We start from the raw sequence: 14,171 nt of genomic DNA on the forward strand, positions 1-14,171 counted from the left end.
TAAAAGTGATCTTTGTTTAAAATTTAGCTCCGATACTCACATAAAAAGTACGCCCTTCATTAGGCAAAATGCCAGGTCCAGGATAGCCACCGGCACGACGAGTAGCATAAGAAGTGTTGGTTAAATTATTAATACCCGCCTTGAAATTGTAATTTCTTAAAAATTGATACTTCATCGAGAAATCGTATACCCTAAAGCCTGCTAATGCACCAGTAATACCATTTGCAGTAGGATTTTCGGTGTTGTTGGCATCCGTATAAATTTTACTAGTCATTCGATTTTGTAAAGTGGCAGACACATTTTTGAAATCCCAGCTAATACCAAAATTGTGAATATATCGCGGTGCATTTTCTACTTGCTTGCCTGCTAAATTACTTTGAGTAATTACAATGTTTGGGGTTGTTCCTGATATTTGTGTTTGTCTAAAATCTGTGTAAGTAGCATCAATAAAAGCCATTGTAGCAAACAAACTAATATCACCAATTTCATCATTTACCTCAAACGCTTTGGATACATTAACATTCACAAATCCTTCAAACCCTTTATGAATAGTTTCTCCTAAGTTGGTTCTATACAAAAAGGTGCCTTGTGTAGGATCATCATTGATAAATTGACGAATACCTCCCACTCTATTTTTATACAATAAATAAAAATAAGACACATCAAAATTGACAAAACCAAACAATGAACCTCGGTACCCTAAATCTAAATTATATCCGCTACCGTCTTTCAAATTAGGGTCAATGACATCCGTAGTTGCAGATGGAGTCAAATCCGAGAATAAAACGGGACGAAAAGCTTGGGAAAAATTACCGTACAAATTGGTTCTTTCCCATTTGTATTCCACTCCCAAACCAAACAAAGCCAAATTACGAGTAATGTCTTGTGGATTTGCTAAAACATCAGTGCCATTTGTTATATTAATTCTTCCTTGACTCGTAGAGCGAATTGATTCGAAACGCATACCTGGTGCTACACTTAATCTTGGGGTAATTTTGAACTGATTCTCGGCAAAAGCTGCAAAATTATCTGTAGTAAAATTTAAATCTCTGTTATAGCGTCCTTCTACACTCAAATCAAAATCGGAACCAGTTGTCCCTTTTCCTTGTTGTTGACGGTTCATATTGGCTTGGTATAGGCGAATACCAAATGCCAATTTTTGTACTTCATTACCTAAACTGTATTTAAAAATACTTCGAGTTTCTAAACCAATATTTTTATAAAAATCACGGTCTACTTGTCGATTGGCATAGGCGTCAGTTGTTGCATTGACAACATCTATTACATTTGGAGCTGCAAGAAAACCCACCGAGTTCCGTTCACCTATCAATCCAAAAAGTTTAGCATTAAAAGACAAGCGATCACTGAATTGGGTGTCAAAGATCAATGCTGCTACATTCCAAGGTGTACCAAACCAGTTACGATTGCGAAGAGATTGTTGTGGATTCGTTTGAAATTGTACATCGGTCAAACCTCCAGCTTGTTGCATGTCATAATCCTTGTTGGTATACTCAGCAGAAAGTTTTGTTTTTTCGTTGAACTTGTAGGCAAAATAAGCGTGAGTATTGCGTACATTATAGCGCCCATTTTCTCTCCAACCATCTCCATTACGAGAATCATTATAGATATAATAGTCTATTTTTTTTGTAGTACCACCAATAGCATTATAAGAGCTAAACAAACCGTAGCTTCCTACTGTATTTTGTGTTTCGAAAGTAAATGCTTTTTGTGTTTCACGTTTTAGCTCATAGTTTAGCATTCCTCCAAATTGAGAACCAAATTGCAATGAAGCACCTCCTCGTACCAATTGAATATTGGCAACTGCTTCTAAAGGAGGATTGTAATACGCCTCTGGATACCCAAAAACATCCGATGAAATATCGTAACCATTCTGACGGGTATTCAATTCCCAACTTCTATTCGGGCTTAATCCTCGGACCCCAACATTGATTTGAATACCAGAACCTTCATTCTCCCATATGGAGACGCCAGGTACTTTTGCAAAAATCTCTCTGGCATTATTGGTTACTACGTTTCCATTAGTGTTTAGCAATGAAATCACTTCATTTTTTTTTCCTGAGAATAAACTATTCCCTTGTTCCTCTTTCAAACGGTCAACTGGAAGTTTCTTATAATATACTGTAACGGGATATAATTTTTTCACACTGTCGTTTAAAACAATATCGTTGGCGTTTGATTGTCCGTAAGCAATATTACTGACCACTAAAACAAATGCAAAAAAGAATAATTTCATTTTTTATTTAGATTAATTCTACTTTACAAATATAGAACGCCATGTTTATTTAGACAAATTAAAAATATCAATTAACGATTGTTTAAACGCTATAATTCTAATTTTTGCTACTCAAAGACGACCTAAACTACAGAATAAACAAAAAAGTTTATTCAAATATGTGATTCAAAAAGCTTCCCATTTGAAACTTTTACCATCAAAAAAAGTAGTTTTTTGATGCCGTTAAATAGTATGTAAATAATTTTAAACCGATCAGGCAGATAAGACTTTACGATAGATCATAAGGGTTTACAATTCTTAATCAAACAGTATATATATAAAGTAAAAAAAAAAGAGGATGCTAATTGAAATGGGCATGTATTGCAAATCGGCGCAATCAAGATTTTGTAATATGAAGTAAGGTATTTAAAAACAAAAGCTATTCCATAAAATGAGAAGTTAGTATGGTTTAAACAAACAATCCGGTACTTTTTACTGAAATGACTGTTGAAACTATAGGGTAATAAATTATAATTGAAAATAAATAAATCATTTTTTTCTTATTATAATAAACTTTAAATGTATTTTATCGATATTTTAATACATTTTAACTAACTTTGTTGACTACCTTAAAAGTAAAATCATACTGTAAAGGGAGATTTTTTGTTTTTAAATGGCTCAATATAACGCTTGTCATTAACCAATACGAATAAATTACTCTTATGAAATAACCATGATTTTAATATGTAAAACAAAAAAAATATATCCTAATCTTCAAAATTTAATAAATATCTATAATTTGAAAAAGAAAAAAACAGCTCCTATGGAGTTCTTGATCGACTTTTTTGCCTCTCTTTATGATTTGATTATTGCTTTTTTTGCCTCACTTTATGATTTAACCATTAATTTTATAAAATTGATATTGAAAATTAAAAAATTTCTATCATTAGACTTTTTAATTGTTTTTTTTGCATTTCAATACGATGCGGTTTTTAATTTTGGGAAATTTATATATGAATACCTAAAGTGGATTATTGATACCCGAGCAGTGAAGCCTACTGTCTTTTTATCACAAGAAAATCAATTGATACAAATCCACAATTAAACCCAGATTCTGCATTAGTAATCTACCTTTACTAAATTACTTTACAAAAGATATTTTTTAAGGAGTACAGTAAATCTATTCCATTTGACTTTTTTTAATTTATCAAATATAGGCTTCGATGTCTTTTTTAAAACCAAGATTTTTTTGGCGGTTATATGTTTTAAATTGGAGTTCAAAAATAGAGTTTACTTGGTTCTATTATTTTTAAATTCAAAATACAAAAGAATTATTTATCGGTGTTTATTTCTCATGGATATTCTTTTAGTATTTTTTATTTCTAGAAAACATCCCTTAAGATTTGGGACGTGAACCCTTGCTAAAATTGAATAATTCAGCTTGGTACGAAATCTAATGTGTATGCTGTGCTAAAACTTAAAGTAGTTCAATATTTGGTTCTACCCCGAATTGAATGCTATCGTGTGGACACAAATAAATTCTACTTCATAATGGGACACAGATTACACGGATTACATGGATTAGCACTGATTCATTGGTTATAAATTAAAAGTTTGATTATGAAATAAACATAATCTTTAAGGTCAGATATGGATTAACTAATTTTTTTTTTATAAATCCGTCCAATCTGCCCCGATAGCTATCCTATCGTGTGGACACAACTCCAAAATTTGGGTGTTGAATAAAGCAGTTTATTATAGTAATTCCTCTTGACAACGATTTGATTATACCATAGCCAACGGTTTCAACCGTTGGAGACAATATTACGGAGGATTCAATGTCTAAAAAAAATGTTTATCGATACGTTACCCACGTTTAAAACCGCAGGCTATGTTAGAATTGCTGATAAAACTGGATCTTAATAAAATTGATTTATTAAGAATACGTAAAAAAAGAGCTAATATTTGTGTCCACACAATAGGATAACTATCGGGCAATGTCATTAAATTAAGGGTTTCTCACTACGCTTTTTCAAAATACAACTCTCGCAAAGACGCGAAGACACCAAGAAATCGACTCTTAACTTGGCGCCTTTGCGTCTTGGCGAGAAAAAACAAAGCTAAACTTAATGACATTGAGCTATCGGGGTCTGTGTTCAATTTTTCTGACATGTCCACACGATAGGAAATGAATGGGGATTGCAATTTCAAATGGCTATCTCCAATAATAAACAACCTTTTTTTAACCAATTAAGTGAAATAAGTCCATAAAAGCTGGGTAAAAAAATAAAAACTTATATTTTCATACCTCTCTTATATGGTTATTTTTTTTATTCATTGGTGCTACCCACACAGTTGAGGGTAAAACTCAATATTTTATCTGAACAAATCAAAAACACAAACAATAGTTTGTGCTTTTTTGGTCCTCGTTTTGTAAATTCGCCGAAATTTGTCAAACGGTAATTCAAATAGATCCTATTTCAAGACAACACGAAATCCTTTTGCAACTTTAGTAGAATTATCGTATTTTCGTTTAAACAAAAATAATCGTTTGTATAAGTTCTAAAGGAACTAAAACTGAAAGGATTCTGAATGTTTATTTCTTTCCTAAAATTATATAAGTAACGTTTTTTTTATCGTATTATTTGGGCCAGTATTAATTATATCTGCAAACTTTTCTGTTACAAATGAAAAGTAAATCTAGCAAAAAAAAGAATAGAAAAGGTGGGGAACTCAACAGCAAGCTGGGCTATTTGTCCCGAATGTCAAGGACGTGGAAAAAAAAGTAGAGGACTCAGTATGAAAGCGAGACGCCATTACAAGATGGCCTTGGAACAATTTGAAAAAACAAAAAACAAAGAAACGATACCATTACGTCCTAAAGGTCACTTATATACCTGCTTGAATTGTAACGGTTCTGGATTACTTCCTTCTGCGGATAGTCCAATTGCTGATACAAAAAACTATCCTCATGTTGCTATTATTGGTGGAGGTATAGGTGGAGTGGCTCTAGCTGTGGCTTGTTTACACCGAGGGATTCCTTTTACTCTTTATGAACGCGATGAAAATTTTGAAGCACGATCTCAAGGCTATGGCCTCACTTTGCAACAAGCGAGTAAAGCAATCGAGGCATTGGGTGTTTTCTCTTTAGAAGATGGTGTGATATCAACAAGACATGTTGTTCATACTACAGAAGGAAAAGTTATTGGAGAATGGGGAATCAGAAAGTGGATGCAGTCTGAAGCAAAAACTTTTCAGAAACGTACCAATGTTCATATCGCACGACAGTCATTGCGTTTAGCACTGCTTAAACAACTCGATGGAAATGATGCTGTACAGTGGGGACATCAGTTAGTCGATTTCAAGGAAGATGAAGGTATTGAACTCAGCCTCTTAGTGAACGGAAAGATTAAGATCGTCAAAGCAGATCTTCTTGTTGGAGCCGATGGAATTCGTAGTTCTGTAAGAAGGTTATTGATTGGGGATCATAAAACTCCTTTGCGTTACCTAGGGTGTATTGTAATTTTGGGTATTTGTCCTTTGAAAAATCTTGAAAATTTTGAAAGTTCACTATTGGACTCAGCAACTGTATTTCAAACCGCAAATGGAAATGAACGAATTTATATAATGCCTTACACAATAGACTCGGTGATGTGGCAACTTAGCTTTCCGATGACAGAAGAAAAGGCCAAGGAATTGAGTGAGCAAGGACCTCAAGCACTCAAGAACGAAGCCTGTTTAAGGACCCAATGGCACGACCCAATACCTCAAATTTTGAGAGCAACTCTCGAAACTCAAATTTCTGGATATCCCGTATATGACCGTGAATTACTCCAGTCTGAATTACTGGCAAAAGGAGGGTCAGTAACGCTGATTGGTGATGCGGCTCACCCAATGAGCCCGTTTAAAGGACAAGGTGCAAATCAAGCCTTGTTGGATGCAATTGCACTGGCTCGAGGGATATCAAGAGGATGCAGACCTTTATCCAATTGGAGAAAAAATGGAATAAGGGAAAGTGTATTAATCGAGTCTGAATTAGAAATGTTAGATCGAAGTGCTTCCAAAGTGAAAGATTCTGCTGAGGCTGCAGAATTCCTTCATTCTGATATCGTACTTCATGAAGGTGATGAACCAAGAGGAAGATGTTTAAAGAAAAATGATTAAAAATTATAATCTCTAAACATAACTTAAATAATCAACCCTGTTTATAGTAGCTAATAAAATTTTATATTAAATCTGAAATTATTATAATTTTAATTCTAAAAAAATTTTGAGTAGTCTGATTTCCTTCTTTTGATGTAAAATATTTTTTCAAAGTCAGCACTTAAATAACTTTTGAGGTGTTCTAAAAATCACTTTTTAGCCAAGACGTAAGAGATTTACCTTGTTGGCCTAATTTTTCTACTAATCTCACATGTTTTGGAATAATGGCGGATGCGACTATATGGTTAAAATTTTAAACTGTTAATCATAGAATAAAGCCATACATTTTAATCATGTATTCCTCAAAAACTCATATACTTCTTGAATTAAGCGGTAAATAACAATTTTAAACAACTTCACGTAGACTATTTCGTTCATAGAATAAAAAAAAGTGTATTTCATCGATTATTTTAGTTAAATTAAGAAAGATATCGTAATTTTTAATAAGTTTAGATTAGATGAAACAAAACTTACTTCAAAAGGTATAAATTCAATTGATTTTAAACTCAAAAAGTAAGATTTATTTAACCTAATTTAATAACCTAGAATTTAAAAAAAGTCCCCAAAACAATTAAATGAACTTATTATGGAATTAATTTTAAAAAGAAAAGAAAAGCTTCCAATTAACATTATAATTGGTCTGATTACCCTCCCTTTTGAGGTGATTTTTGGTATTTTGTTTTTTTTATTTGAGTATGTAAAATGGATATTAAACATACAACCCTAGATTACTCAACATAATTTTTTAAACCGCAACAAACATTAAAACACAATTATCAATGAATTAACACTACTTTAAGGGTCTTAAATCAAAAACTACAAAATAATAATTCATATTATTTTGTAGTTTTTTTTTAAAATTTTATTTTTTAGAACAAATTCAATTGAAAAAATAAACCCGGAATCCGCATTAGACTTCGTAGCGAAACTGAATTATTCAATAAAAGCATGTGCTCACGGACTATTTTTGAAGATGCAATACTTTTGTATTTTGAATTTAAAAATGGGAGAATCAAGCGAAGCGTATCTTGAACTCCAATGTAAAATATAAAAGCGTGAAAAAAGTTCTTGGTTTTGCAGAAGAATTCAGATGCAGTAGATTTCTAATGCGGAATCTGGGTTAACTCAGTTGTTGCATTCGAGATCTAGGATTAATTGGCAAAAAAATTCTTTTTTCATCAACCTCGCTCCCGCTTTTCTTCCAATATTTTACAAAATCTATCCAATTTAAAAACTTAGACATAATTTGATAAAAATTTCCATCTCAATCGGAGTTATACGATAAATTTAGTGCCTCAAAATTAATTTCATTACTAGATTAAATCAAAAAGTAGTAGATTAGCATTAGTAAACAAAATGCTTAAATTCAATTTTGGCAAATCAATACTATAATCAACTCTATTTTTAAAACAAATTATAATGGCATCAGGTTTTTTCGCACTATTAGATGATATCGCAGCAATTATGGATGATGTTGCCGTAATGAGTAAAATTGCAGCAAAAAAAACGGCAGGTATTTTGGGTGATGATTTAGCCGTAAATGCCGAAAAGGCTTCCGGTTTTGTATCATCCAGAGAACTTCCCGTTTTATGGGCAATTGCAAAAGGCTCCTTTATCAATAAATTAATTATTTTGCCAATAGCCTTTCTGCTAAGCGCCTTTTTCCCAATGGCAATAGTAATAATTTTAGTGCTTGGCGGTCTTTTTTTGGCGTATGAAGGTGCCGAAAAAATATATGAATACCTATTTCCTCATGAACATTCAACAGCCGAAATCACAATGGAAAATTTTACAGAAGAAGAAATTTTGGCACTAGAAAAAGAAAAAATAAAGTCAGCTATAGTAACCGATTTTATTTTATCAGTAGAGATTGTAATCATTGCGCTAGGTACGGTAATTGGTGAATCCATTCTCTCTCAGATCGTTGTTGTTTCCATAATAGCCATAATAGCAACTGTTGGTGTTTATGGTATAGTAGCTTTAATTGTAAGAATGGATGAACTGGGTTTTAAACTTATTGGACTGAGTACTAAAGAACGTAGCCTGTCAAAAACTATTGGTACTATTCTGGTTCAAGCATTGCCAAAAGTCATCAAAAGTCTAGCTGTTATTGGTACAATTGCTTTACTGTTAGTAGCTGGTGGTATATTTGTGCATAATATTGAATTTTTACATCATTTATTCCCCAAATTACCTTCTATTGTAAAAGAATTTAGCATCGGACTTGCATTCGGATTAGTTGTTTTGGGAATTGTAAATCTCTTCAAAAAGATGTTTGGAAAAAAGTAAGAAACACCAATCTTGATATTTTTAACATACGAAACTCAACAGTAATTAGTTATGAAAATCAATTGTGAATGGCATTTAAACAACAAAATGCCTGAAAATTCAACTTTTGAACAAAGAATCCAATGGCATTAGAAGGACAAAAAAATTGCCAATGCAGACCAATTCCAGAAAAACTCTTGGAGGAAATGGCAAAAACAAAAGCCAAACCCAATAACGAATACAGGGCAAACGCATAAAAAAAAGTTGACACGAATTTTTGAGCGCCTAAAAAATAAAATTACACGAATTTTTTCTGCCTTTGGCAGATTCGTGAAATAATATGACATCCAAATTCGTGTAATTCGTGTAATTCGTGTAAAAAACCTTAAAATATTTTTAATGCGTTTGCTCTGATAACGAATAATAATGGGTTTTGGCTTTTATTTTTTTTCTCTCGAAATAACTACAAAAATGCAAAATAGTCACCCTTTAGCCCCGATAGAAGTGGAAATCCTCCCGATTTTTCATCGGGAGATTGCAACGAATAGCGGGAAGATGTTGCCCAAAAAACACCAAATATTTCTGCTCCAAAAATTAACTATACAATTTTTCTTTCCCCTATTTGTTGTCTCCACATAGCGTAATACAGCCCTTTTTCGTCCAGTAAATCTTGGTGTTTCCCTTGTTCGATTATATTTCCTTGCTCTAATACATATATTCTGTCGGCATGCATAATGGTAGACAAACGGTGCGCAATCAATACCGTAATTTGATCTTGTTTGGAAGATATGCTTCGAATGGTTTGCGTAATTTCTTCTTCGGTGATAGAATCCAGAGCCGATGTTGCTTCATCAAATAGAAGCAGTCTTGGATTTCTCAACAACGCTCTTGCAATCGACAATCGCTGTTTCTCTCCTCCCGATACTTTTATACCGCCTTCGCCAATAGTCGTGTCCAAACCTTTTTCGGCGCGCTCCAATAAATTTTGACAAGCCGATTTTTGCAAGACATCATTGATTTCGGCATCGGTTGCATTGGGTTTCACAAACAGTAAATTGTCTTTTATCGTTCCGGAGAACAATTGTGCATCTTGAGTTACAAAACCCAATTGTTGACGCAATTCGGTTAAATCAATTTCTTTGGCGTTGATATCGTTGTAAAAAATAGCGCCTTCTTCGGGTGTGTACAATCCAACTAACATTTTGACCAAAGTCGTTTTTCCGCTTCCCGATGGCCCTACAAAAGCAATGGTTTCGCCTGCTTTGGCTTCAAAAGAAATATCTTTGACCGCATAAGAAGTGGCGGTTTGATGCTTGAAAGAAATGTTTGAAAATCTCAAATTATTGATAAAACCAATTATTTTTGGGAACAATGGTTTCTCTTCGCTTTTGGCATTCATCAAATCACCAAAATTATCCATCGAGGCTTTTGTTTCGTTATAAGTGGCAATTACATTTCCCAATTCCTGTAGCGGATTGAACAAAAAGAAAGAGAAAAACATCAACGTAATCAAATCTCCCGGTTTGATGATTCCTTTAAAAATAAACATATATAAAGCAAAAACCAGAGCCGTTCTCATAAAATGAACCGTTGTCCCTTGAATAAAACTCAACGAACGAATAAAACGCACTTTCTTGAGTTCCAATCCTAATATTTTTATGGTTGTGCTGTTCAAACGGTTCACCTCTTGCTCGGTCAAACCTAAACTTTTCACCAACTCAATGTTGCGCAAGGATTCAGTAGTTGCTCCAGCCAAAGCGGTAGTTTCCCCTAAAATTTCTCTAGATACTTTCTTGATTTTTTTGCCCAAAAATGAACTGATAAAGGCAATAACCGGAACTGTTGCCAAAAAAATTGGTCCCAAAAGCCAATCAATGGAAATAGCATAAATCACGACAAATGTGATTCCGATAAGCGATTGAAAAACCAATGAAATAGACAAAGTGATGAATTTTTCGCAATCTATTTTTACTTTCTGAAGTTTTCCTAACGTTTCACCGCTTCGTTGGTCTTCAAAATCCTGAAAAGGCAATTCCAACGCTTTCTGAATACCGTCCGTATACATTTTGGCTCCTGTGCGCTGAATAATAATATTGGTAAAATAATCCTGAAAATTCTTGGCAATTCTGGACATCATTGCAGCACCTAATGACAGCGCAAGCCAACCCAAAACTGCTTTGGTGAAATCTGGGAAATTATGATTAAAATTAGCCACTCCAACACCGCATTGGTTCAGTAACTTACCGATTATAATGGAATCGCATAAAGAGAAACATTGGTTAATTGCTGCTAAAAACAAGGCTAAAAACAATAATTGCTTGTGTTCTTTAATATAGGTATATAAAATTTTCATTGCTTTATTTAAAATATTGAGAATGCAAAACTACAACTATTGCATTCAAAAATTTAAAATTCACACAATAATAAAACAACAAATCCTCCTTATTATACAACAATCTCCTTTGCAAAAATCCTCATTTTTACACTAAAGAAATTAGCTATGCAAAAGACAATATTTATAGTAATCCTCCTTGTCCTTTTCTGTTCATGCAAACAACAGCATCAGGAGATAATGGAACCCCAAAAAAAAATTATCCGAAAACAACCCAAAACCATTTCATTCCATTTCGAAAAATCGAAAGAATGGCTAGTAAAGAATACCAATAGCGTACAAATCCGAATCGTTCTTGCAGTTAATAGATCTGACGAAGCCAATATCACCAAAATGGATTCAATCCTAATTCCAAGTGATTTAACAGGTGATTTGGAGTTTTATCTTCCGTTTCCTTTAGAAGTTCCCTATTTGCAAGCCGTCAATAAGATTATTTTCTTTTCCTATCCTACCCAAACCTTTGCCACTTACGAAAATGGCATTTTGATGTACACCGGTCCCACCAATATGGGTCGGAAAAAAGATCCCACGCCTACTGGACTTTTCTACACCAATTGGAAAGCCGAAAAAACAATCAGCACTTTCAATGATGAGTGGGATTTGCGTTGGAACTTCAACATCGCCAATAAATTAGGAGTGGGTTGGCATCAATATGAATTGCCGGGTTATCCTGCCTCGCATTCCTGTTTGCGACTTCAGGAAAAAGACGCCAAATACCTTTACAATTGGGCAGACCAATGGATATTAAAGGATGATGAAAACGTACTCATAAAAGGAACTCCAGTAATTGTTTTTGGTGCATATCCTTTTGGTGAACCAAAACCTTGGCTGCAATTGGTTCAAAACCCAAAAGCATTGAACATTTCGGCAGACGAAATTGAACAAGCAACAAAATCTTACTTAAAAGGCATTCTATCCGAACAGAAAAAAAGAGAAAAACAGCCAATCAAGGAGTGAAAAGATTTCTGTTTTCAATCGAAGGTTACAAACTTACTAAAACGCAGAATTTTTCTTTAACATTCCAACTATCCTCAAACTTTTCATGTTTGTAATTATACTATAACCAACGGTTTCAACCGTTGGAGACAATTCAGGAAAATCAAGATTCGAAAAGAATTCTCAGATATACGTTCCCCGCGGTTGATCCCGATAATTATCGGGAGTGGGCTATAGCAATACCAAATCAATTACCTCTTTTGTAATCTTCAAACTCTTCAATTTATCCTGATGATTAAAGATGGGACTGGTAATCATCAGCTCATCAACCTTGGAATATTTTACAAATTCTTTCAATTCTTTAGTCAACGTTTCCTTACTGCCAATAAAGGAACCAGCCGTCATTTGGTTGACATGAAAACGAGCATCTTCGCTCATGTCATTCATAAGATTGGTCAAGGAAGCCACTGGAGGCTGCAACGGTTTTCTAGTATTTTGAATTAAATTCAAGAACATTTGATACAAACTCGTCGATAAAACTTCGGCTTCAGAATCTGTATCGGCAGCAATAACATTCACGCAAGCCATTGTTTTGGGTTGATCTAAATATGCTGATGGTTTAAAATTTTCGCAATAAAACTCAAAAGCCTGCAACATTTGTTTGGGTGCAAAATGTCCCGCAAAAGCATACGGCAATCCATACGTCGCAGCCAATGTGGCACTATCCATGCTCGAACCCAAAATCCAAATTGGGACATTGGTTCCTTCCGCCGGAAAAGCGCGGACTTTTGCCGTAGCATTCCCTTCCGAAAAATAGTCCTGCAAAGCCGACACATTCTTCGGAAATCGTTGCGATTCGGCAAAAAAATCAGGTCTTATAGCTTGCGCCGTTAAGGAATCGGTACCAGGAGCTCTTCCTAAACCAAGGTCAATTCGGTCAGGATACAAAATTCCCAATGTCCCAAACTGCTCGGCGATAATCAAAGGCGAATGATTCGGCAACATTATCCCGCCCGATCCCACGCGTATCTGTTGCGTCTGGCTCGCAATAAAGCCAATCAAAACCACCGTTGCAGTACTCGCAACATGCGCCATATTATGGTGTTCGGCCAACCAGAATCGTTTGTAGCCCAAACCATCAGCAAGTTGAGCCAACTCTTTGGTCTTTTGCATCGTTTCGCTAGCATCGCTATCCTGCGCAATTATCGCAAGTTCTAGTATGGAAATCGGAATTGGGGTTTTCATATTCATTTCAAATTTCCACAAATTTAGGCTTTACCGCTCATGGAATTTAGAACGAGATGTTAATTCAATTATAATATTTAAAAGAGTTTTTTTCTAATAATTTGGAAGCAGAAGTATATGTTATTTCATCAACAGTTGTCCCGCTATCCGCTTCAATTCCCGATAAAGAAAAACTACGGCAAAAAAGCCTTGTTTTCCTAAATCGGGAGATTTTCACTGCTATCGGGGCTAGACAACCTATTTAGTTTTTCAGTTGAAAATATGCTGACTTGTCATTATTAAGATTTATTTTTTAAATTAAATACATACATTTACTACAATCACAAAGCAACATTATTAAATCACAAATCGATGTACTAAATTGTTCCGCAAACAAATAAGTTGTTTTTAACATTCTTTACTAACTTCAAAACTATGATTAATAACTATAAAAAATTTCTCGATGACTTTTTTTTAACTTTACTAGAGTTCAAGCATACATCAAACAGATTGAATAAAGTATTGACATTAGATTCCCAAAAGTTTTCTGAACCAGGAGCTATTTATAGATCAAATTCTGCTTTAGTTTTGAGTGACTGGACTGGCAAAACAGACAATGATTGGGAATTACTTTTCCATTCTGGGATATTTAGAGAAACATTAAAAGAAAACTATAAAAATCCGCTCCGCAAAGTCTCATGACTTTTGCGTTTTTTTTTAAAGTTCTTGTAATCCGCAAATCTGTCAAAAGTTTCCCGACTTTTAATGTGAATATTATTAGAACTGTTTGTATTACAAAAACTGCAAAGTAAAAGTTTGTTTATTCTGTAGTCTTTTTTGCTTAAAGTGGTTACGTTTCGATTTATCAGCAAACGATTTGAATTTATAAGATGTTAACCAAAAAATTCGGTAGAC

Annotated in this window: 8 protein-coding genes; 5 read left to right on the forward strand and 3 right to left on the reverse strand. The window is 34.0% G+C overall.

The window, feature by feature from the left end:
- Positions 1-16 precede the first annotated feature (16 nt).
- A complete protein-coding gene (locus AC8GF4_RS08840; RefSeq protein ID WP_506593970.1) occupies positions 17-2,254 on the reverse strand; it encodes a TonB-dependent receptor family protein in 2,238 nt (745 codons plus the stop codon).
- Between the two features lie 778 nt (positions 2,255-3,032).
- Here AC8GF4_RS08840 and AC8GF4_RS08845 point away from each other — a divergent pair.
- The 3 genes from AC8GF4_RS08845 to AC8GF4_RS08855 all read left to right on the forward strand — a co-directional run bounded on the left by AC8GF4_RS08845 (position 3,033) and on the right by AC8GF4_RS08855 (position 8,725).
- Positions 3,033-3,338, forward strand: coding sequence for a hypothetical protein (locus AC8GF4_RS08845; RefSeq protein ID WP_506593972.1), 306 nt, complete (start codon positions 3,033-3,035; stop codon positions 3,336-3,338).
- Between the two features lie 1,619 nt (positions 3,339-4,957).
- The gene (locus tag AC8GF4_RS08850; RefSeq protein WP_506593974.1) at positions 4,958-6,397 is read left to right on the forward strand and encodes an FAD-dependent oxidoreductase; all 1,440 of its coding nucleotides are present in this window, start codon (positions 4,958-4,960) and stop codon (positions 6,395-6,397) included.
- A gap of 1,458 nt (positions 6,398-7,855) precedes the next feature.
- Positions 7,856-8,725, forward strand: coding sequence for a DUF808 domain-containing protein (locus AC8GF4_RS08855; RefSeq protein ID WP_506593976.1), 870 nt, complete (start codon positions 7,856-7,858; stop codon positions 8,723-8,725).
- A 577-nt stretch (positions 8,726-9,302) separates the two neighbouring features.
- Here AC8GF4_RS08855 and AC8GF4_RS08860 read toward each other — a convergent pair.
- A complete protein-coding gene (locus tag AC8GF4_RS08860; protein ID WP_506593978.1) occupies positions 9,303-11,057 on the reverse strand; it encodes an ABC transporter ATP-binding protein in 1,755 nt (584 codons plus the stop codon).
- Positions 11,058-11,204: 147 nt separating this feature from the next.
- Here AC8GF4_RS08860 and AC8GF4_RS08865 point away from each other — a divergent pair, with 147 nt between their 5' ends.
- Complete coding sequence (locus AC8GF4_RS08865) at positions 11,205-12,053, forward strand: L,D-transpeptidase (protein WP_506593979.1); 849 nt, start codon at positions 11,205-11,207, stop codon at positions 12,051-12,053.
- A gap of 210 nt (positions 12,054-12,263) precedes the next feature.
- On the opposite strand, the gene AC8GF4_RS08870 is transcribed toward AC8GF4_RS08865, so the two are convergent.
- Positions 12,264-13,277, reverse strand: coding sequence for an LLM class flavin-dependent oxidoreductase (locus tag AC8GF4_RS08870; RefSeq protein ID WP_506594412.1), 1,014 nt, complete (start codon positions 13,275-13,277; stop codon positions 12,264-12,266).
- 414 nt (positions 13,278-13,691) lie between these two features.
- Here AC8GF4_RS08870 and AC8GF4_RS08875 point away from each other — a divergent pair, with 414 nt between their 5' ends.
- On the forward strand, positions 13,692-13,958 hold the full coding sequence (locus AC8GF4_RS08875) for a hypothetical protein (RefSeq protein WP_506593981.1): 267 nt from the start codon (positions 13,692-13,694) through the stop codon (positions 13,956-13,958).
- Positions 13,959-14,171 lie beyond the last annotated feature (213 nt).

It is taken from the genome of Flavobacterium rarum (SeqCode) (genome assembly GCF_965234445.1).
Lineage (GTDB): Bacteria > Bacteroidota > Bacteroidia > Flavobacteriales > Flavobacteriaceae > Flavobacterium > Flavobacterium rarum.

What these genes read in the sequence shown, in the direction of transcription:
- AC8GF4_RS08840 (WP_506593970.1), bottom strand. Translation starts at nt 2,254, where the DNA reads ATGAAATTATTCTTTTTTGCATTTGTTTTAGTGGTCAGTAATATTGCT.
- AC8GF4_RS08855 (WP_506593976.1), top strand. Translation starts at nt 7,856, where the DNA reads ATGGCATCAGGTTTTTTCGCACTATTAGATGATATCGCAGCAATTATG.
- AC8GF4_RS08860 (WP_506593978.1), bottom strand. Translation starts at nt 11,057, where the DNA reads ATGAAAATTTTATATACCTATATTAAAGAACACAAGCAATTATTGTTT.
- AC8GF4_RS08865 (WP_506593979.1), top strand. Translation starts at nt 11,205, where the DNA reads ATGCAAAAGACAATATTTATAGTAATCCTCCTTGTCCTTTTCTGTTCA.
- AC8GF4_RS08870 (WP_506594412.1), bottom strand. Translation starts at nt 13,277, where the DNA reads ATGAAAACCCCAATTCCGATTTCCATACTAGAACTTGCGATAATTGCG.
- AC8GF4_RS08875 (WP_506593981.1), top strand. Translation starts at nt 13,692, where the DNA reads ATGATTAATAACTATAAAAAATTTCTCGATGACTTTTTTTTAACTTTA.